The sequence below is a fragment of the Microbacterium cucumeris genome, from assembly GCF_058349845.2.
In genome coordinates, this window is the sequence record NZ_JBYRIZ020000001.1 from 1,312,808 (window position 1) to 1,333,223 (window position 20,416).

Genomic DNA, 20,416 nt, shown 5'->3' on the forward strand with positions numbered 1-20,416 from the left:
AGCCCTCGTGTCCGCCCGTCGCCGGCATGTCCTCACCCTCCGGGGCGCCGGTGCCCTGCTCATCGGCCTGCTCCTCGTGATCGCCGCGAACATCGTCTCGGCACCGATCCTGCTGTACGTCGCGGTGCTGCTGTTCGCGCTCACGGCGCTGGCTGTGCTCGTGGTGCACGTGCCGCGCCGCAGCGGCACCGTGAGCCGCCAGATCTCCACGGACCTGCTGACCGTCGGCGAGGAGTCGCGCGTCACGGTGCGCTTCGCCCTGCGCTCGCTGCGGATCCCGCACGGCCTGTGGCGCGACGTGCTGCCGGATGCCGTGACCGGCCACGCCGCGGGAGAGTACCCGCCGGAGACGGGGGTCCTGCGCTACCCCATCACGGGCGTGCGGCGGGGTGTGTGGCCGGTCGGCCCGCTCGTGCTCCGCACGACCGATCCGTTCGGCCTCGCTCAGCGCGAACAGGAGTTCGGCTCCACCCGGACGGTCACGGTCGTACCGGAGGTCATCCCCCTCGCGCCGCTCGCAGCGCACTGGGGCGCCGCCGGCGGGACCGCGCACACGGCGTCGAGTCGGCTCGGACAGGGAAGCGACAACCTGTCGCCGCGGCACTACGTTTCGGGCGACTCGATGCGGCGGATCCACTGGCGCGCGACCGCGCATCGCGGAGAGCTCATGGTGCGCCAGGAGGAGGAGGAATCCAGCCCCGACGCGATCGTCGTGATCGATCGCGCGGCCGCGCGGTGGGCTCGTGCGGATCGCGGCATCGACCCCGCTTTCGAGACCGCAGTGTCGGCGTGCGCCTCGATCGCGCTGCATCTGGCGGGCGAGGGGTACAGCGTGGACGTCGTCGACAGCGCGGGCACCCTCATCGGCGCTCTGCGCGGGCACGAGGACGACCGGGACGAGCTGCTGGTCGCGCTCGCGATCCTCACTCCCCGCGGAGACGCGCGCGACCTGGCTGCCGTGGTCGGCGGCACGCCGCCGGGCCCCCTCGTCGTGCTCACCGGGCGCCTGTCCGTCGAGGAGCGGGATCTGCTGCACCACGGCGGCGCCGCCGTCCCGATCCTGCTCGCGACCGACCCCGCCGAAGGCGCCCTGGATGCGGCCTCCTCGATGGGGTGGACCGGCGCCGTGCTCACGGACGACGTGTCGGCCTCCTGGGAGCTCGCGCTGCCGGAGCGGATGCTGACCGGAGGCGGACGTGTCCCGCGCTGAGTCTCCGACGGGCGCGTGGGCCCTGGACGTGTCGCCGCCCCGGGAGGGCGTCGTGACCCGGGCGCTGCTGGCGGCGTTCGCGGGGGTCGTGGCGTTGTGGCCGTACATCCCCGTCGTGCAGGCCGGGCCCTGGAGCTTCGTGATCAGCACCCTGATCTTCGTCGTCGCCCTCGCCGGGATCGTGGTGCGCACGATGCTCGCCCGCCGCTCGGCGGTGGCGCGGGAGCTCTCGGCCCTTCTCGTGCAGGTCGCGGCGTCGGTCGCCCTGCTGACGGCCATGCTGCTGCCGCAGACCGCGCTGCTCGGGGTCGTCCCGACCCCGGCCACGCTCATCGCGTTCGGCGAGCTCGCGACCCAGGCGGCCGCCGAGGTGTACAACGGCAGCGCACCGCTGGAGGACACCCTGGCGCTGCGCAGCATGCTCGGCGCCGCGTTCGCGGTCGTCATCATCCTCATCGACCACCTCGTCGCGCAGCGTCTCGCGCTGCTGGCGATCATCACCGTCACGGTCGTCGGGGCGCTCCCGATGATCATCACGCTCGGCGATCCGAACGTCGTGTGGTTCGTCGTGCTCGCGGTGCTGGTGCTCCTGCTGCTGCGCAGCAGTGCCCGCCGTGATCGTCGTTCCGCGCGTCGCACCTCCGCGGCCGTCACCGCCGGTGTCGGAGCCGCGGCGGTGGCGGCGACGCTGATCGTGGTGCCCGGTCTGCCCGTGTCGGCGAATTGGATGGTGCCGGGAGCAGGAGTCACCGTGGACGCCTCTCTGCGCCTGGGCGACGACCTGCGCCGCCCGAACCCGACTCAGGTGATGTCGCTCGCGACGACGTCGGAGACGGCACCGTACCTCCGCATCGCGACCCTGTCGCGCTTCACCGGCGAGGTCTGGCGCCCCGACACCTCCGACACGCAGCCCGTGTCGGAGGGATTCGGCGATCCCGAGTGGAACGACGAGCTCACCGGAACGGACCGGCTGACGTCGATCCGGGTGCTGGGGCTGTCCAGCTCGCGCCTTCCTGTGCCGTTCCCCGCCGAGCGCATCGTGGGGGTCTCCACGGGGTGGGAGGTGATGACCTCCAACCGCACGGTGCTGTCCGAGGTCGCGGACGCATCCGGTCGGGACTACACCGTCACGTCGGCGCAGCTTCAGCCGACGTTCGAGCAGATCACGGCCTCCCGCGCGGCCGGTGGCGACGACGACGGCACCGACCTCGCCGAGCTGCCTCCGGTCATCGCGCAGACCGCCCTGCAGATCACCGCGGAGGCCGCGAGCGACTACGAGAAGCTCATCGCGCTGCAGAACTGGTTCCGCAGCGAGTTCGAGTACTCGGTCGACACTCCCGTGGAGGAGGACTTCGACGGGACCGGCGCCGACGCCGTGGCGACGTTCCTCGACGTCCGGTCCGGGTACTGCGTCCATTTCGCCGGAGCGTTCTCGCTGATGGCGAAGACGCTGGGGATGCCGGTTCGTGTCGTGGTCGGATACCTCCCGGGGCAGTTGACCGACGAGAAGCGCGGAGACGAGTACGTCTACGCCGTCATGAGCGACCAGCTGCACGCCTGGCCGGAGGTCCATTTCGAGGGCATCGGCTGGGTGCCGTTCGAGCCGACCGCGACGCTCGGCGTGCCGACCGCGTTCGCGCGCGCGGAGACCGCCGGCGATACGGGCCACGGACCGGGGCAGACGCCGACGCCGACGACCGCCCCCTCGGCCGCGCCGACGACGGGCCCCACGATCGCCCCGGATGACGCCGGCGCCGCGGGGACAGGCGGGGGCGCACTGCAACGCCTGGACCCGACTCCGGTGCTGCTGGTGACGGGCGGCGTGATCGTCGTGCTCCTGCTGCCTCTGATGGTGCGCGCTCTCCGCCGCGCCGTGCGGATCGGCCGGGCGCGCAGCGGTGACGCGGCGAGCGCGTGGGCGGAGCTGCGCGACAGCCTCGTCGACCTCGGGCTGAACCCGTCCGAGGCGGAGAGTCCACGTGTGCGCGCCTCGGGACTCTCGGCGGACAACGACGTCGATCCTGCGCTCCTCGCTCCGCTGGTGCGGGCGATCGAGCGGGCGAGCTACGCGCCGACCGCTTCGGATGCCGGGGACCTGGCCGAGCCTGTGACCGAGGTGCTGCATCAGGTGCGCGAGTCGGTCGACACCCGGTCGCGTCTGAAGGCGCTGTTCGCGCCGCGGTCGCTGTTCGCGCAGCGTCCGTCAGCGGTCATCGCGGCGTGAGGAGCCCTTCAGCCGGTGTGCTGTCCGTCGCGCACGTGAGCGGGGCACGGGAGGGAGACGCATTCCTCGCAGACCACCTGCTGCACGCGGCACGACGCGTCGGGGCAGTTCGCGGTGCGCTTCGTGGGCCGGCGGCATCCGGCGCATTCCCCGATGACGGCGGCGTGGTCGGAGAAGTCGACCGAACCGCGCCCGTCGAACACGTACAGCGATCCGTCCCAGAGGCCGTCGTCGCCGAAGGCCTCTCCGTAGCGGACGATGCCGCCCTCCAGCTGGTACACCTCGCCGAAGCCGCGCGCGGTCATGAGGCTGGACAGCACCTCGCAGCGGATGCCGCCGGTGCAGTAGGTGACGACGGGCTTGCCCTTGAGGTCGTCGTAGGCCCCCGAGTCCAGCAACCGGACGAAATCACGGGTGGTCTCGGCATCCGGGACGATCGCGTCGCGGAAGCGGCCGATCTGCGCCTCGAGGGCGTTGCGCCCGTCGAAGAAGACGACGTCGTCGCGGTCGGCGACGAGTTCGTGCAACTGTTCCGGAGTCAGCCGTCTTCCGCCTCCGACGACCCCGTTCTCGTCGACGCGGAGCTCGCCGGGCGCACCGAACGACACGATCTCGTCGCGGACCTTGACGCTGAGCTTGGGGAAGTCGGTGCTGTGTCCGGTCTCGTCGATGCCGGTCCCCTCGCTCCACTTGATGTCGGCCTTCGCGAACGGCGCATAGGAGCGGAAGGATCGCGCCCACTTCTTCAGGGCGGGAAGATCGCCGCCGAGGGTTCCGTTGATGCCGTCTTTCGAGATGATCAGGCGTCCGCGCAGGCGCAGTGCCTCGCCGAGGTCGCGCTGCCACAGCCGGATCGCCTCGGGGTCGGCGAGCGGGGTGAACACGTAGAACAGCACGATCTTGGGAGTTGCCACCCCGAGATTCTAGGCGCCCGGCCGAGGTTCGAGGATCCGGCGTGGTCACGAGCCCGCGGGCGATCGGATAAGATGGACAGGTTGTTCCCTGGTGACGTGTCCGAGCGGCCGAAGGAGCACGCTTGGAAAGCGTGTGTTGTGCAAGCAACCGCGGGTTCGAATCCCGCCGTCACCGCCAGACGAATGAAGGGTCTCCGCGTCAGCGGGGGCCCTTCCTTCGTTTATCCCGTGCTGTGGGATTCGGGGAGGCACGAGTGCAGCGAGTACCCGAGTCCCGCCGTCACCGCCGCGCTTCGGCGCATCACCGCCCGTTCCGCGCCCTCACCCGTCGAACCGCACCCCGTACACCCAGGACCCCTCGGGGCTCGGCAGACGGTGCATCCCGACGCGGTCGTAGAAGGCCGCAGCCCCCGTGTTGGCCGGGTTCATGCCGAGGTGGAGGCCGGGCACGCCGCGACGGCGCAGCTCGGCGAACAGCGTCTCCAGCAGCCGGCGTCCGAGCCCCTTCCCCTGGGTCTCCGGCAGCAGATCGATGTGCAGGTGGGCCGGATATTCGGCGGCGTTCGGCTCGCGGCCGGGGCCTCGACCGTACGCATAGGCGAGCATCCGCTCCTCGGCCGTCTGCGGGTCGACGGGCTTCGGGAACCGGTCGGTGTAGCGCGGCCACCATTCGTCGCGGAACCACTGCTCGAAGGCGTCGGTGTCGTCGGTCGAGACGATGTAGCCGATCACGCGGCCGTCCTCGGCCTCGACGACCCAGCACAGCCCGGGATCCCGCTCGGCATAGGGCACGGCGAAGAGCAGACCCCACAGCTCGTCGTCCGTGAACATGCCGGTCGCGTCGGCTCCGGCATCCGCCGTCTTGACGCAGACGTCGAACAGGCCGTCACGGTCTTCGGGGCGGTACGGGCGGATCTGCGGCACGGCGGACTCCTCTGCGAGTTCTCGGCCGGCGGTCGTTACGGCCGGATCCACCCTATCCGTCCCGCCGGCGATCGCTGCCGTGACGGCGACGGGCGCGTCGCTGCGCACCCACGGCAGCAGCAGTGCCGCGACCAGCAGCGCGGCGGACGCCCCGACGAGCGCTCCGCCGACGGTGTCCGTCAGCCAGTGCACCGAGAGCACCGTCCGCGACAGCGCCATCGCCAGCACCCAGGCCGCCCCCAGCACGGCCATCCACACCCGGGGGAAGAGCACCCAGAGCACGATCGCGATCGTCGCGGCGTTGGCGGTGTGCCCCGACGGGTAGGAGCCGTAGTCACTGATCACGAGCATGTCCTCCGGACGCGCACGCCCGAACAGCTGCTTGAGCAGCTGCACGAGCGCCGCGCTCGTGATGAACGCGGCGAGCGCGAAGATCGCCGACCTCCACCGTCGCGCGATCAGCAACGCGACCGCGACGATCCCGGGCACGGCGAACACCGCGATCCAGCCGCCGCCGATACGGTTCATGACGTGCGAGAAGGCCACGAGGGCATCGGGCCGCGCATCGACCATCGCGTCGTGCCACCAGGCGTCGAGCGTGGACGGATCGTCCGCGCCGCCGTCGATCGTCAGATACGCCCCGAGCGCGATGGCCGCGAGCAGGGTGCCGATGCCCCACCACAGAAGGTGCCGTCTCATCCGGCCATTCTGCCGTGCGGCGTGCGCGGACGCGGCATCCGGCTCAGGGGTTGAGCATTCCCACCGTGCGCGGGCGCACGATCAGCCAGAGCGCCAGGATCGCGACGACCGCGCAGCCGACCATGACCGACGCCATGGTCGTGGCCGTGATGCCCGCTCCTCCGGCGAGGAGGGTGACCACCGGCGAGATGATGGCCGCGACGCCGTTATTGCAGGCGCCGAGCACGGATGCCGCGGTGCCTGCGGCCTTGCCGTGCCGGTCCAGGGCGAGCACCTGCACGCAGGGGAACGTGAAACCGCACGAGGTCATGAACAGGAACAGCGGGATCACCGTGCCCCACAGTCCCAGGCCGAGCTGGTCCGTCACGATGATCGCGACTCCGGAGAGCAGCAGTCCCGCGGTCGAGATCGCCATCACCCACTGCGGGCCGAACCGCGCCGCGAGCCGCGACGCGGTCTGGACCCCGACGACGACGCCGATCGAGTTCGCCGCGAACAGCCAGCCGTACTGCTGCGGGTCGAGCCCGTGCGTCTGCTGGAACAGGAAGGGGGATGCCGAGAGGTACGAGAACAGCCCCGAGAACGTCATGCCGCCGATGACGAGCACGCCGAGGAACACCCGGTCCGAGAACACGCTCTTGTAGCGCTGGAGCACGGTGGACGAGCCGCGATCGTGGCGGCGTTCGCGCGGCAGGGTCTCCGGGATGAGGAACAGCCCGGAGACGAGCATGACGCCGCCGTAGCAGGCGAGCACGACGAAGATGCCACGCCAGTCCATGACCGCCAGCAGAGCAGATCCGGCCAGGGGTGCGACCACGGGCGCGACGCCCGAGACGAGAGCCAGTCGCGACAGCATCACCACGAGCCGGCGTCCGCCGAACAGGTCGCGGACGATCGCCATCGCGACCACGCCGCCGGCCGCGGCGCCGATGCCCATGAACACCCGCGCGGCGCCGAGCAGGAGCAGATCCGGCGCGAGCGCCGCCGCGACGCTGGCGAGCACGTGCAGAGCCGTGACGGAGATGAGCGGGACGCGCCGGCCGACCTTGTCGCTGAGCGGGCCGACCACGAGCTGTCCGATCGCGAAGCCGATCATCGTCCCGGTCAGCGTGAGCTGGATCGCCGTCGCCGTCGTCTGGAAGTCGCTCTCCAGCAGCGGGAACGCCGGCAGGTAGAGGTCGATGGTGAACGGTCCGAGCGCCGTGAGCGCGCCGAGCAGGATGATGTAGACGGTGCGGCGCCCGGTCGAGATCGCATCGCCCGGGTGCAGCATGATCGGCGCGGTCGCCGGGTTCGGGCCGAGGGTGCGGATGGCGCCGGTCGCGGTCGACGTGCGGATGCTGCCGGTGATGGTCCGGATCGTCCCGCTGGGTGTGCGGTCGGATGCCGGAGGCTGTGGCGTGTCGGAGTTCGTGTCAGTCGTAGGGATGTCGTGGCGGGATGAGTCGGTCAAGAGAGCTTTCCGGGGCGCGGGGTTCGAATCGATTCGAGAACGTCGATCCGACCATGCTACTCCCCTGCCCTCCGGACCTCGGGATCGGGTTCAGCCGGCGACGCGCTCCAGGCCCTGCTCCAGATCGGCGATGAGGTCGCGCACGTCCTCGATGCCGACGGACAGCCGGACCACGTTCTCGGGGACGGCGAGCGCCGTGCCCCGCACGGACGCATGCGTCATCTCCGGCGGGTAACCGATCAGCGACTCCACGCCGCCGAGCGACTCCGCGAGCTGGAACAGCCGGGTGCTCTCGGCGAACGCCCGCGCGGCCTCGGGTCCTGCGCTCAGCGCGAGCGACAGCATGCCTCCGAATCCGCTCATCTGTCGTGCGGCGACGTCGTGACCGGGGTGGGTCGCGAGTCCGGGGTAGAAGACGGTCTCGAACTCCGGCCGCTCCGCCGCCCATTCGGCGATGGCCTGCGCGTTCTCGCTGTGCTGGCGCACGCGCACGGCGAGCGTCTTGATGCCGCGCGTCGTGAGCCACGCGTCCAGGGGAGCCGAGACGGCTCCGACGGCGAACTGCTGGAAGGCGATCGGCTCGTAATGGCGGTCGTCACCGAACACGATCGCCCCGCCGAGCACGTCCGAGTGACCGCCGAGGTACTTCGTCGTCGAGTGAACCACGAGGTCGGCACCGAGCGCCAGGGGCTGCTGCAGCGCCGGCGAGGCGAAGGTGTTGTCCACGACGACGACGGCGCCGGCGGCGTGCGCGATCTCGGCGATGACGGCGATGTCCACGATCTTCAGCAGCGGGTTGCTCGGCGTCTCGAGCCACACGATCCGCGTCTCGGGGCGGATCGCCGCGCGGATCGCGTCGGCGTCCTCGAGCGCCACGGTGGACGTCTCGATGCCCCACGGTGCGAGCACCCTGGTGAGCAGGCGGTACGTGCCGCCGTACACGTCGTTGCCGAGCACGACGTGGTCGCCGGGCTTCAGGATGCCGCGCAGCAGGGCGTCCTCGGCGGCGAGACCGGATGCGAAGGACAGCGCTGCCGAGCCGCCCTCGAGTGCCGCCAGCTGGGTCTCCAGGGAGCTGCGGGTCGGGTTCCCCGCGCGGTTGTACTCATAACCGCCCCGGAATCCGCCGATGCCGTCCTGGACGTGCGTGGAGGCCTGGTAGATCGGCGGGATGATCGCGCCGGTCTGCGGATCGGGCGCTTGCCCTGCGTGGATGGCGCGGGTGGCGAAGGAGTGCTCGGACATGGCCTCAGCCTACGTCCGATGCTCCCTCGTCACCCGCGCCTGTTACGTCCCGCGACAGGCGATCAGCCCTTCGTCGAGCCGGCCAGCAGGCCGCGCACGAAGTAGCGCTGCAGGGCGAAGAAGACGATCAGCGGGATGATGATCGACACGAACGCCCCGGCCGTGAGCAGGTACCACCCCTCGCCGCGTCCGGTGATCTCGGCGAGCACCTTGGTGATCGGCGCTGCCGGTCCGTCGGCGAACACCAGCGCCACGAGCAGGTCGTTCCACACCCACAGGAACTGGAAGATCGCCACCGAGGCGATCGCCGGCATCGTCAGCGGGAGCACGACGCGGAAGAAGATCTGTCCGCGGGACGCCCCGTCCACCCTGGCGGCCTCGATGATCTCCGAGGGGATCTCGGACATGAAGTTGTGCAGCAGGTAGATCGCCAGTGGCAGCGCGAACATGGTGTGCGCGATCCAGACCTGCGCGTATCCCTGCGATGCGTCGATCGACTCGGTCACCTGCACCCCGAAGAGGTTGATGCCGCGCGAGAACGAGGTGAGCAGCGGGACCAGCGCCATCTGGATCGGAACGATCTGCAGCGCGAACACGAACACGAACAGCGCGTTGCGTCCCTTGAAGTCGATCCACGCGAACGCGTAGGCCGCCATGGCCGCGATCATGAGGGGGATCAGCGTCGCGGGGATCGTGATCGCGATGGAGTTGACGAAGGACTGCAGGATCGTCAGCTGGGTCGTACCCGACTGCAGCACCTCGACGTAGTTCTCCAGCGTGAACTGGGGGTCGGCGAAGATCGTCCACCACCCGGTCGTGTTGATGTCGTCCCGCGGGCGGAACGAGGAGATGAACAGCCCGAGCGTCGGGATGGTCCACAGGACCGCGATGACGATCGAGGCGACGGTGGCCCAGGGCCTGCTCAGCCGCTTGCGCGTGCGCGCGGCGGATGCTTCGAACTTCCCGCCCGTCGTGATCGCGCGGGTGCTCGAGGGGTCGAGCTTGACGGTGTCGCTCATCGGATCTCCCGCTGCTTCTTGATCTGGCGCGCGTTGTAGATGACGATCGGCAGCACCAGGATGAACAGGATCACGGACAGGGCCGCGCTGCGCCCCGCCTCGAACTTCGAGAACTGCGTGTACATCTCGTTCGCGAGCACGCTGGTGCCGTAGTTTCCGGCGGTCATAGTGCGGACGATGTCGAAGACCTTCAGCGAGGCGATCGAGATCGTCGTGAGCACCACGATGAGCGCCGGACGGATCGACGGGACCGTGACCGACCAGAACCGCTGCCACGCATTGGCACCGTCGAGCTCGGCGGCCTCGAGCAGTTCGGCCGGGACTCCCTTGATCGACGCGGACAGCACGACCATCGCGAATCCGGTCTGCACCCAGATGAGCACGACGATGAGGAACAGGTTGTTCCACGGCTCGTTCAGCAGCCACTGCTGCGGTTGTCCTCCGAGCCAGACGACGATCTGGTTGAGCAGACCGATCTGGTCGTACTGGGGACCGCGGTACTCGTACATGAACCGCCAGATGATGCTGGCACCGACGAACGAGATCGCCATCGGCATGAACACGAGAACCTTGTAGATCTTCTCGCCGCGGGTCCGGTCGATGAACACGGCGTAGGCGAGACCGACCAGCGTCGAGACGACCGGCACGATCAGCACCCACACGATCGTGTTCACCACGGCCGTGATCCCGTCGGACTGCGTGAAGATCCAGATGTAGTTCGCGAAGCCGATGAAGTCGTTGCCCGTCGAGTTCCAGAACGACGCGTACACGGTCTGGATGGACGGGAGGATGAGCCCCACGAGCAGGAGCAGCATGGCGGGCGCCATGAAGGCGACCAGCTGGATCAGGTACCCCGCTCCGTCACGGGATCGGTAGTCGAGGAAGAAGAACAGCGCTCCCACGGCGACGGCGACGCCCATCGCCCAGTACCAGGAGTTGAAGAACCACATCACCGCCAGCGGGATGAGAAGGCACATCGCCAGGCGGATCCAGGTGTAGATCGCGCCCCGTCGCGGCGCGATGTCGACCAGCAGCAGGATGAGCGCCACCACGACGGCGAAGGCGATCACCACCACCACGGCCTGCAGGACCGGCGGCATCGCGCTGATCCAGTCGAAGAACATTGTCGCGTTCACGCAGTCCCCTTTTCATGACGCGGAGTGGAGCGATGCGCGCCACGATGCGCGCATCGGAGTGCGGGACGGGCCGCCTCCGCCGGAGCGGGGGCGGCCCGTCGCTGCCGACTATTCGCTCGGCCAGCCGGTCTCGATCTGCGTGAGCACGTCGTCGGTCGCGGTGCCGTTGACCCAGTCGACCATGCCCTTCCAGAACGTTCCGGCGCCCACCGCACCGGGCATCAGGTCGCTCGCGTCGAAGCGGAACGTCGTCTCCGGGTCCTGCAGGATCTTGACGGTCTCCTGGAGGATCGGATCCTGGGCGTTCGCCGGGTCGAGGCCGCTGTTGGCCGACACGACACCGCCCAGGCTCACCCGCGAGTTCGCCCACTCGGGGCTCGACAGGTACTCGAGCACCTGCTGCGTCGCCTCGGAGTCGCTGAACGCGCCGACGATCTCGCCGCCGCCGGTCACGGTCGTCTCGCCCTCGGCCTCGCCGGGGAGGATGAACGCCCACACGTCGCCGTCCTCGGCGACGTTCGTCCCCTCGGGGTAGAAGCCGGAGAGGAACGAGGCCTGGTGCGTCAGCGCGCATTCGCCGCTCGCGAGCGCCGGTGCCACGTCACCGAACGCCGTCGAGTTGATCGAGCGGACGTCGCCGAACCCGGCGTTGACGTAGTCGGGGTTGAGCAGGATCTCGCCGACCGCGTCGAACGCGGACTTGATCTGCGGATCGGTGAAGGGCACCTCACCCGCCGCCCACTGGTCGTAGACCTCGGTGCCGGACTGACGGAGCACGTAGTCCTCGATCCAGTCCGTTCCAGGCCATCCGGTCGCCGTGCCGGACTCGAAACCCGCGCACCACGGCGGCGTGCCCGTCGTCGACTGGATCGTCGCGGTCAGCTCGTTGAGCTCGGCGAGCGTGGTCGGAACCTCGACGCCCCACTCGGCGAACTTCGTGGGCGAATACCAGATCCAGCCCTTGACGCTGGCCATGAGCGGCGCACCGTAGAACGTGCCGTCCACCGTGCCGTAGTTCACCCAGTCCTCGGACCAGTACTCGTTGGCGTTCTCGGCGACAGCCTCGGGAGCAGGAACGAGGAAGTCGCGCGACGCGAAGTCGGCGAACAGACCCGGCTGCGGGAAGATCGCGATGTCGGGCGGGTTGCCGCCCTGCGCACGCGTTCCGAGCTGCGTCTCGAAGTCCTGGCTGCCTTCGTACTTGATGTCGATGCCGGTCTCCTCCTCGAAGTCCGCCCAGGACTCCTGAAGCAGTTCGGCCTCGGCATCCACGATCGTGCCGTAGATGGTGACGGTCTCGCCTTCGACGTCCCCGCCTCCGCCGCCGCCGTTCGGGGCGCCGGGAGCACCGCACCCCGCCAGGGCGATCCCCGTCGCACCGATCAGGGCGAGCGGCAGGATCAGCCTTCTGCGCTGCGAAAGAGCCATGTGATTTCTCCTCCTCGAGTTCACGTCCCCAGCGGAATCGATCGCGGCGAACGCGACCGAATCGGGAACCGATTCCAGGCCAACCTACTTGGCCCACCGTGCCGGGCACAATGGGGAATCATCACAACCGCACAACCTTTTGCCGCGCCGCGATCCGTCCCATGGGAGCGCTCCCTTGGAATTCGTGTGGAACCGGTTCCGTTTCATCTCGCGCAGGGCTATCCTCGACACCGTGCGCGCCGACGCGCGCGGTGTCGAGGAGGACGCATGAGCACCATCGCGGATGTCGCGGCGCGCGCCGGGGTGTCCAAGGCGACGGCCAGCCGTGCACTCAGCGGACGCGGTTACGTCTCCGCATCGACGAGGCAGCGCGTGGTCGACGCCGCCGCCGAGCTGTCCTACGTCGCGCACTCCTCCGCGACGAGCCTCGCGACCGGGCGCACGGGGACCGTCGCCGTGATCGTGCCGACGCTCGACCGCTGGTTCTTCACCGAACTGGTCGCCGGCATCCAGGACGAACTGCTCGCGGCCGATCTCGATCTCGCGCTGTACGACCTCCGCGAGGGGAGCCGCACCAGGGAGCGCGTGTTCGCCGAGGTCCTCCCCCGACGACGCTTCGACGGTCTCATCGCGGCCGGCATCCAGCCCAGCGCTCAGGAGCTCGACCGCCTGCTCCGCCTCGACCGCCCCGTGGTCGGCGTCGGCCCCTACAGCGAGGGCGCGAGCGCGGTCTCGATCGATGACACGAGCGCCGCGCGCATCGCGACCGAGCACCTGCTGGATCTCGGCCACACCGACATCGCCTTCGTCGGAACCGGCGAGCACGGCGACGGCGGTGTCGGCGACGAGAGGCGCCTGGCCGGGTATCGCGAGGCGATGTCGGCCGCCGGAGCCCGCATCCGGGTCGCCTTCGCCGAGTCCACGATGTCGAGCGGCTACGCGGCCGCCGCAGACCTGCTGAGCGACCGGCGCACGCGCCCCACCGCCGTCGTCGGGGTCTGCGACGAGGCCGCGATCGGGGCGATCATCGCCGCCCGCCGGCTCGGCATCGCCGTCCCGGCCCAGCTGAGCGTGATCGGCATCGACGACCATCGCGACGCCGAGATGTTCGCGCTCACGACCATCCGGCAGCGACCGCGCGATCAGGGCGCCCAAGCTGTCCGGCTGCTGCTCGCTCGACTGGAGGATCCGGATGCCGCGATCGAGCACGTCGCCGCGCCGTCCGCCCTGGTGATGCGCAGCTCGACCGTGTCCCCGGCATCCTGATCGGGCCTCAAGGACGCAGAAAGGCCCCGGGCGGACCCGGGGCCTTTCGAGCGTCAGACGCGGTGATTACTTGAGGGTGACCGTCGCGCCGGCCTCTTCCAGAGCGGCCTTCGCCTTGTCGGCGGTCTCCTTGTTGGCGCCCTCGAGGACGGCCTTCGGAGCACCGTCGACGACGGCCTTGGCCTCGCCGAGGCCCAGCGAGGTGAGCTCGCGGACCGTCTTGATGACCTGGATCTTCTTGTCGCCGGCAGCCTCGAGGATGACGTCGAACGAGTCCTTCTCCTCCTCGGCAGCGGCCTCGCCGGCACCGCCGGCAGCGCCTGCGACGGCGACGGGGGCAGCGGCGGTGACCTCGAACTTCTCCTCGAACGCCTTGACGAACTCGTTGAGCTCGATGAGGGTCAGGCCGGCGAACTGCTCGAGCAGCTCCTCAGTGGTGAGCTTAGCCATGATGTATCTCCTAGATTGATGGGGTTGTGTGGGAAAAAGATCGCCGGTCGCTCACGCGGCCTCGGCGGTCTCCAGCTTTTCGCGAAGCGCGTCGATGGTGGCGGCGGCCTTGCCCATCGTCGCCTTCATCATGCCCGCAGCCTTCGCCAGCAGAACCTCACGGCTCTCGAGCGAGGCGTACTTGTTGACCTCGTCGGCGGTGAGGACGTTGCCCTCGAAGACGCCCGACTTGATCACGAGAAGCGGGTTGGCCTTGGCGAAGTCGCGCAGAGCCTTCGCGGTGGCGACGAAGTCACCGTGCACGAAAGCGACGGCCGACGGACCCTTGAGGTCGTCGTCCAGGTCCGAGATCCCCGCGTTGTTCGCGGCGATCTTGGTCAGCGTGTTCTTCACCACGGCGTACTCGGCGTTCTGACGGATGCTGTTGCGCAGCTCCTTGAGCTGGGCGACCGTCAGACCGCGGTACTCGGTCAGCAGGACGGCGCTCGAGTTCTCGAAAGACTTCGTGAGCTCGGCGACCGTTGCATCCTTCTGTGCCATGGTCACTCCTTGATGTGTACGAGGCACCTCACGGTGGTGGGGCGCCGACCTCGACCTTCACGGCAACAGAAAAGCTCCGGCGCAAGCGCACGGAGCTGAAGAGTTCGTGTCACCTGCGCGGGCCCCTGCGATGCAGTGCTTCGATCGTCGCGCTCGCGCACGGCGATGACCAGCGGTCTTCGGTTGGGTCCATGCTACCCGACCCGCGCCACCCCCGGCAAATCGGGCTCAGTGCCGATCGGCCGCCCGTCCCGGGTGCCCCGCGAGGGCGTCCGCGGCGCGGACGAGCGCGAGGTGCGAGAGCGCCTGCGGGGTGTTCCCGGCCTGGCGGTGCGCGTCGACGTCGAACTCCTCGGACAGCAGGCCCACGTCGCTGGCGAGGGCGCACAGTCTGTCCATGAGCGCCTCGGCATCCGCGGCCCGCCCGCTGGCGGCGTACTGCTCGACCAGCCAGAAGCCGCAGGCCAGGAACGGATGCTCGTCCCCGGGAAGCCCGTCGACACCGGTCGATGCCCGGTAGCGCAGCAGCAGCCCGTCGCGCAGGAGCGTCTGCTCCATCCGCGCCACGGTGCGCAGCATCCGTTCGTCGTCCGCGGCGCAGAAGCCGACCTGCGGCAGCACGAGCAGCGATGCGTCGACCTCGTCCGTGTCGTAGTGCTGCACGAAGTACCCGTCGGGGTGCACTCCGCGCTCCTCGATCTCCGCGCGGAGGCCGTCTCGCATGTCCGCCCACCGATCGGCGTCTCCGGCGAGGCCGTGTTCGCGCACGGCCCGGACTCCGCGGTCGAGCGCCGCCCACATCATCGCCCGGGAATGCGTGAACCAGCGCGGCACCCCCCGGATCTCCCAGATGCCGTTGTCCGGCTGCCCGGCCCCGGCGATCACCCGCTCGATGAGCGCCCTCTGCAGCGGCCAGGAGAACTCGGTCTCCTCCAGGCCCGCGAGCCGCGCGGCCTCGAGCGCGACGAGGACCTCGCCGATCACGTCGGCCTGATACTGGGACACCGCCCCGTTGCCGATGCGCACGGGAGCGGCGCCGCCGTACCCCGGGAAGGAGGCGAGTTCCCGCTCCGGCAGGTCCCGCTCGCCGGCGATCCCGTACATGATCTGCACCTCCTGCGGCTCGCCCGCGACCGCGCGCAGCAGCCAGCGCCGCCAGTGCTCCGCCTCCAGGAGGAATCCGTGCGTGATGAGCACCTCGAGCGTCAGCGCGGCGTCCCGCAGCCAGACGTAGCGGTAGTCCCAGTTGCGCGATCCGCCGAAGTCCTCGGGCAGGGACGTCGTCGCCGCCGCGACGATGCCGCCGGTGTCGCGGTGCGTCAGAGCGCGGAGCGCGAGCAGCGAACGCGTGACGGCGTCGCGGTGCTCCCCCTCGTGACGGATCCCGCTCGCCCACCCCTGCCACCACGACCTGGTCCCGGCGATCGCCCGCTCGACGTCCAGCGGCTCCGGCACGGGCTCCGAGGAGGGGAACCAGCTGAGGACCAGGTCGCGGATCTCCCCCTGAGCGATCGTGAACGCGCCGACGTGGGCATGGTCGCTCGCCTGGAACCTCTCACCGCGCACGACCACGGCATCGGGACCGGCGGTGGCCCAGAGCGCCGGCTCCGTCTCCGTCCCGATCTGACGCACCCACGGAAGCGCCCGCGCATAGTCGAAGTGCAGCCGCAGCTCGGTGTCCATGTCGACGGCGCCGGACACGCCCACCACGCGTCGCACGAGGTGCGTCTGCTCCTCGTCGATCGAGAGGAACTCGTGCACCTCGGCCACGCCGTCCGGCGTCTCCCAGCGGCTGACGAGGATGAAGGTGTCCGGCAGATACCGCCGTGTCACGCGCGCCTCGCCCGCCGACGGTCGAAGGCTCCAGCATCCGTGCGTCGGTTCACCGAGCAGTGCGCCGAACACCGAAGCGGAGTCGAACCGCGGGAGGCACAACCAGTCGACGCTGCCGTCCTTCGAGACGAGCGCGGCCGTCCGGCAGTCGCTGAGCAGGGCATAGTCTTCGATCGGAGCCGGCATGGGGCACGATTGTGGCACGCGGGTACCAGCCCGGCAACGGGGTGGCGGAGCCGGGACCGGACGTCTACGGTGACAGCATGCAGCACGAGGCCGCTCAGGGGGATGCGACGACACTGGTCGTCTTCGGCGTCTGCGGAGACCTGAGCGCCCGCCTGCTGCTTCCCGCGCTGGGTCAGCTGCTCCAGCGCGAGTCGTCCCGGCGCGTGTCCTTGATCGGCGCGGATCGCGAGGACTGGTCGGACGAACGGCTCCGCGACGTCGTCTCCTCGTCGTTCTCGACCACGGATGCCGCGCCCGCCGTGGACCGCACGGCGATCGCCTACCGGCAGTGCGACCTGATGAACCCCGACCAGGTCCGCGAGCTCCTCGCAGCGATCCCGGCGAATTCGGCCCTCTACTTCGCGGTGCCGCCGTCGGTGGCCGCGGCCGCGTGCGCGGCGCTGGATCCCGACGACCTCCCGGCCGGCACGTTGCTGGTGCTCGAGAAGCCCTTCGGCACGGATCAGCGCAGCGCTGCCGAGCTCAACGCGACGCTGGCGAGGCTGGTGCCCGAACGGCAGATCTTCCGCGTCGACCACTTCCTCGGCCGGTCGACCACGCTGAACCTCCTGGGCGCCCGCTTCGCGAACCGTCTCCTCGCCCCCGTGTGGTCCGCCGAGGACATCGAGTCCGTGGAGATCGTGTACGACGAGCGACTCGGCCTCGAGGGCCGCGCCGGCTACTACGACCACGCCGGCGCGATGGACGACATGATCCAGAGTCATCTGCTTCAGGTGCTCGCCGTCCTCGCCATGGAGGAGCCGGCCGCCCTGAACGAGATCGACTTCCGCGAGTCCACGACCGCGGTCCTGCGCGCCACGCACGTGTGGGGCGATGATCCTCTCTCCTCGTCCCGTCGTGCGCGGTACACGGCCGGTCGGGTGGGCGACGTCACGATGCCGGACTACGTGGACGAACTGGGCGTCGACCGCGAACGCCGCACCGAGACGCTGGCCGAGGCGACCTTCGAGGTGCGCAACTCCCGCTGGGCGGGGGTGCCGTTCACGCTGCGCTCGGGCAAGGCGATCGGCGAACCGCGCCAGGTCGTCGAGGTCCGTTTCCGACCCGTGCGGCACCTGCCCTCCGGTTTCACAGGCTCCGCCGACGGTGCCGTGCTGCGGTTCTGGCTCGGGCCCGATCGGATGGACCTCGAGATCAACGTGAACGGGGCCGATGATCCTCTCGAGCTCGAACGGACGACGCTGTCGGCCGAGCTCGGCGAAGGGGCGCTGCGCGCCTATGCGGAGGTCCTCTCCAGCATCCTGGACGGCGACCCCATGCTCGCCGTCCGGGGAGACGCTGCGGAGCAGTGCTGGCGGATCCTCGAGCCGATCGCTGCAGTCTGGGAGCGCGGTGACGTGCCGCTGGAGGACTACCAGGCCGGGTCCGCGGGACCCGCCGACTGGGCGTCGTCCCGCTGACCGGACGGTGCGTCGGGCGGACGGCGTCCGCCATCGGGGTTATGGTCGAAGGGTGACTCCGGAACTCCAAGCGCGCATCATCGCGGACTCCCGCGACCGCGTCGCCTGGCTTCGCGCCAGGGCCCGGGGCATCACCGCGACCGACGTCGCAGGTCTGTCCGGCGAGAAGTCGATCACCCGCGCCGCGGATGCGAAGCTCGGCGGCGGGGCGCGCTTCGGCGGCAACGCCTTCACCGACCACGGGCGCAGGCGCGAGCCGGAGATCGCCGCCTGGGTCGCGGCCACGCACGGCATCCAGCCGTCCTCCGCTCTGTTCCGTGCCGAGCTGGAGCACCGCCATCTCGCGACCCCGGACGGGATCACCCAGGACGCGGCGGGGCGCGTGACGCTGGCCGAGATCAAAACCACCAACAAGGACTGGCGATCCATCCCGCGCACATATCTTCGTCAGGTCTGGTGGCAGCAGCATGTGCTCGGCGCCGAGCGCACGCTGTTCGTCTGGGAGGAGCACGATCAGTTCCGCCCCGTCCACGACGAGCCGCGATGCGTGTGGATCGACCGCGATGACAAGGAGATCGGCCGACTCGTCCACATGGCGACCCGGCTGATCGACGAGCTCTACCATCGCACGACAGGCCAGCGCCCGCCGTCCCGCATCGCCCCCGCCGACACCCGCCGTGACGCGCTGCGCGAGCGTGACATGTTCCGCGCGCTCGCTCTGTCGGACTGATCCCTCAGCGCTCGAGCACCTGCCGCGCCTCGACCGCGATCTCCGCGGCGATCGCGTCGAGCAGTTCCGAGCGCAGATTCCATTGCTGCCAGTACAGCGGCACGCGCACGGTCCGGCCGCCGAGGTGCTCGAGGCCCGGCGTCCCGGGTTCCTCGGCCTGCAGTGACGGCACCATCCCCCACCCCAGGCCGAGCCGCACCGCCTGCGCATAGTCGTGCGATGCGGGGACGTAATGCCGGGGAACCCCGTGCTCGTCGACACCCTGAGACGCCAGCCAAGCGTGCTGCAGCGAGTCACGCCGGTCGAAGTCCACGAAGGGCGCACGGCGGAGCGTCGTCCGGTTCACCCCGTCAGGGAACCAGCGGGAGATGAACGCCGGCGTGGCCATCGCGCGATAGCTCAGCACGCCCAGAGCGGTCACGGTGCAGCCGGCCACCGGGTTGTCCTCCGAGGTGACGGCCGCCATCACGGTGCCTGCCTCCAGGAGCCGTGCGGTGAAGTTCTGGTCGTCACGATGCAGGTCGAAGTCGATGCCGTGGCGCTCGGCCAGACGCGCGAGAGGCGACAGGAACCACGTCGCCATCGAGTCGGCGTTCACCGCCAGAGGAACGGACACCCGGGCGTCCTCGGCATCGTCGAGACCGAAGCCCGACAGCGCATCGTGCTCGAGGAGGGCGAGCTGCCGTGCGAGCCGGACGATGGCCTCGCCCGCCGAGGTGGGCCGAGCGGGACGTCCGCGGACGATGAGCACGCGTCCCAGCTGCTCTTCGAGAGCCTTCAGCCGCTGACTCACCGCCGAGGGCGTGATGTTCAGCGCCCGAGCAGCCTGGTCGAGGCTCCCGCCGTCGACGATGGCCGCGACCGTGACCGCGGCGTCCAGAGGGATCCTCGCCTGCACATAAACCAGCCTAATGCGCGGTTAGATCTCTTCGCTGTACCTAATGAAGGCCCGTACGTAGCGTGGGTGCATGATCTCGTTCCTCGCGGGCCTCGGGCTCGGACTCTCGCTCATCGTCGCCATCGGGGCGCAGAATGTCTTCGTCCTTCGGCAGGGCATCCGTCGTGAGCACGTTCTGCCGGTCGTCCTCGTGTGCGCGATCTCCGACGCCGCGCTGATCGTCGCCGGCGTCGCGGGGCTCGGATATGTGCTCGAGTCCGTGCCCTGGCTGGTCGACGCCGCACGCTGGCTCGGCGCGGTGTTCCTGCTCGGCTACGGCCTGCTCGCCGCCGGGCGCGCGTGGCGCGGCACGGGTCAGGGTCTGGAAACCGCGGAAGCCACCGGCGCGGGATCCGCCGCCGAGCAGGAGACGCCCGAAACGATCTCGACCGGCGGAACCGTTCGCATGACGCAGCGCACCGCTCTCGCGCCGGTCGTGCTCACCGTCCTCGCCCTCACCTGGCTCAACCCGCACGTCTATCTGGACACCGTCCTGATGCTCGGCTCGATCGCCGCGACCCACGGCGACGCACGCTGGCTCTTCGCCTGCGGCGCGATCGTGGCGAGCGCCGTCTGGTTCACCGCGCTGGGATTCGGTGCCCGTTACCTGGGCCGCTGGCTCAGCACACCCCGCGCCTGGCGCGTCCTGGATGCGCTCATCGCCGTCGTCATGATCGGCATCGCGGTGAGCCTCGTGATGCCCACGGTCGTGGGCTGAACGGCCGTTAACGCGAAAGAGGCCACCCAGCTCTGGGTGGCCTC

The 20,416-nt window shown here is 69.9% G+C and carries 17 protein-coding genes and 1 tRNA gene; 7 read left to right on the top strand and 11 right to left on the bottom strand.

Annotation, left to right across the window (positions count from 1 at the left end):
• The first annotated feature begins 7 nt into the window (after positions 1 to 7).
• Positions 8 to 1,210 (top strand): DUF58 domain-containing protein, encoded by a 1,203-nt coding sequence (locus AC3RXZ_RS06490; protein WP_491493477.1) that lies wholly within the window; start codon positions 8 to 10, stop codon positions 1,208 to 1,210.
• The gene (locus tag AC3RXZ_RS06495; protein WP_491493478.1) at positions 1,197 to 3,434 is read left to right on the top strand and encodes a transglutaminase TgpA family protein; all 2,238 of its coding nucleotides are present in this window, start codon (positions 1,197 to 1,199) and stop codon (positions 3,432 to 3,434) included. Before AC3RXZ_RS06490 ends, AC3RXZ_RS06495 begins: the two co-directional genes overlap by 14 nt.
• An 8-nt stretch (positions 3,435 to 3,442) precedes the next feature.
• Here the strand turns inward: AC3RXZ_RS06495 and trhO are convergent, their stop codons facing one another.
• On the bottom strand, positions 3,443 to 4,348 hold the full coding sequence (trhO, locus tag AC3RXZ_RS06500) for an oxygen-dependent tRNA uridine(34) hydroxylase TrhO (RefSeq protein ID WP_491493479.1): 906 nt from the start codon (positions 4,346 to 4,348) through the stop codon (positions 3,443 to 3,445).
• 90 nt (positions 4,349 to 4,438) lie between these two features.
• On the opposite strand from trhO, the gene AC3RXZ_RS06505 reads away from it, so the two are divergent.
• A tRNA-Ser gene (locus tag AC3RXZ_RS06505) sits at positions 4,439 to 4,526 on the top strand.
• A 143-nt stretch (positions 4,527 to 4,669) separates the two neighbouring features.
• Here AC3RXZ_RS06505 and AC3RXZ_RS06510 read toward each other — a convergent pair.
• From AC3RXZ_RS06510 to AC3RXZ_RS06535, 6 genes are all read right to left on the bottom strand, one after another.
• Entirely contained in the window at positions 4,670 to 5,971 is a 1,302-nt protein-coding gene (locus tag AC3RXZ_RS06510) for a GNAT family N-acetyltransferase (RefSeq protein ID WP_491493480.1), read from the bottom strand.
• 43 nt (positions 5,972 to 6,014) lie between these two features.
• Positions 6,015 to 7,244 carry a multidrug effflux MFS transporter gene (locus AC3RXZ_RS06515; protein WP_243226132.1) on the bottom strand — a complete coding sequence of 410 codons (1,230 nt, stop codon included), beginning with the start codon at positions 7,242 to 7,244 and terminating at the stop codon, positions 6,015 to 6,017.
• Between the two features lie 270 nt (positions 7,245 to 7,514).
• Positions 7,515 to 8,669 (bottom strand): cystathionine gamma-synthase, encoded by a 1,155-nt coding sequence (locus tag AC3RXZ_RS06520; RefSeq protein WP_491493481.1) that lies wholly within the window; start codon positions 8,667 to 8,669, stop codon positions 7,515 to 7,517.
• A gap of 62 nt (positions 8,670 to 8,731) precedes the next feature.
• Positions 8,732 to 9,688 carry a carbohydrate ABC transporter permease gene (locus tag AC3RXZ_RS06525; RefSeq protein ID WP_243224517.1) on the bottom strand — a complete coding sequence of 319 codons (957 nt, stop codon included), beginning with the start codon at positions 9,686 to 9,688 and terminating at the stop codon, positions 8,732 to 8,734.
• Positions 9,685 to 10,824: a carbohydrate ABC transporter permease gene (locus AC3RXZ_RS06530; protein WP_243224516.1), complete on the bottom strand. Its 1,140-nt coding sequence runs from the start codon at positions 10,822 to 10,824 to the stop codon at positions 9,685 to 9,687. The genes AC3RXZ_RS06525 and AC3RXZ_RS06530 overlap by 4 nt, the downstream gene beginning before the upstream one ends.
• Positions 10,825 to 10,932: 108 nt before the next feature.
• Positions 10,933 to 12,252: an ABC transporter substrate-binding protein gene (locus AC3RXZ_RS06535; RefSeq protein ID WP_243224515.1), complete on the bottom strand. Its 1,320-nt coding sequence runs from the start codon at positions 12,250 to 12,252 to the stop codon at positions 10,933 to 10,935.
• A 267-nt stretch (positions 12,253 to 12,519) separates the two neighbouring features.
• Between AC3RXZ_RS06535 and AC3RXZ_RS06540 the strand changes: the two genes are divergently transcribed.
• Positions 12,520 to 13,518 (top strand): LacI family DNA-binding transcriptional regulator, encoded by a 999-nt coding sequence (locus AC3RXZ_RS06540; RefSeq protein WP_243224514.1) that lies wholly within the window; start codon positions 12,520 to 12,522, stop codon positions 13,516 to 13,518.
• Between the two features lie 66 nt (positions 13,519 to 13,584).
• On the opposite strand, the gene rplL is transcribed toward AC3RXZ_RS06540, so the two are convergent.
• From rplL to AC3RXZ_RS06555, 3 genes are all read right to left on the bottom strand, one after another.
• Positions 13,585 to 13,968: a 50S ribosomal protein L7/L12 gene (rplL, locus tag AC3RXZ_RS06545; protein ID WP_243224513.1), complete on the bottom strand. Its 384-nt coding sequence runs from the start codon at positions 13,966 to 13,968 to the stop codon at positions 13,585 to 13,587.
• Between the two features lie 51 nt (positions 13,969 to 14,019).
• Positions 14,020 to 14,508 carry a 50S ribosomal protein L10 gene (gene rplJ, locus AC3RXZ_RS06550; RefSeq protein ID WP_243224512.1) on the bottom strand — a complete coding sequence of 163 codons (489 nt, stop codon included), beginning with the start codon at positions 14,506 to 14,508 and terminating at the stop codon, positions 14,020 to 14,022.
• A gap of 228 nt (positions 14,509 to 14,736) precedes the next feature.
• Positions 14,737 to 16,527, bottom strand: a complete 1,791-nt coding sequence (locus tag AC3RXZ_RS06555) for a glycoside hydrolase family 15 protein (protein WP_491493482.1) — start codon at positions 16,525 to 16,527, stop codon at positions 14,737 to 14,739.
• A 77-nt stretch (positions 16,528 to 16,604) separates the two neighbouring features.
• Here AC3RXZ_RS06555 and AC3RXZ_RS06560 point away from each other — a divergent pair, with 77 nt between their 5' ends.
• Together AC3RXZ_RS06560 and AC3RXZ_RS06565 are read left to right on the top strand one after the other, a co-directional pair.
• A complete protein-coding gene (locus AC3RXZ_RS06560) occupies positions 16,605 to 17,987 on the top strand; it encodes a glucose-6-phosphate dehydrogenase (protein ID WP_491493483.1) in 1,383 nt (460 codons plus the stop codon).
• Between the two features lie 52 nt (positions 17,988 to 18,039).
• Complete coding sequence (locus AC3RXZ_RS06565; protein ID WP_243224509.1) at positions 18,040 to 18,717, top strand: YqaJ viral recombinase family protein; 678 nt, start codon at positions 18,040 to 18,042, stop codon at positions 18,715 to 18,717.
• 4 nt (positions 18,718 to 18,721) lie between these two features.
• On the opposite strand, the gene AC3RXZ_RS06570 is transcribed toward AC3RXZ_RS06565, so the two are convergent.
• Positions 18,722 to 19,615 (bottom strand): LysR family transcriptional regulator ArgP, encoded by an 894-nt coding sequence (locus AC3RXZ_RS06570; protein WP_243224508.1) that lies wholly within the window; start codon positions 19,613 to 19,615, stop codon positions 18,722 to 18,724.
• Positions 19,616 to 19,685: 70 nt separating this feature from the next.
• Between AC3RXZ_RS06570 and AC3RXZ_RS06575 the strand changes: the two genes are divergently transcribed.
• Complete coding sequence (locus tag AC3RXZ_RS06575; RefSeq protein ID WP_243224507.1) at positions 19,686 to 20,372, top strand: LysE/ArgO family amino acid transporter; 687 nt, start codon at positions 19,686 to 19,688, stop codon at positions 20,370 to 20,372.
• Positions 20,373 to 20,416: the final 44 nt, after the last annotated feature.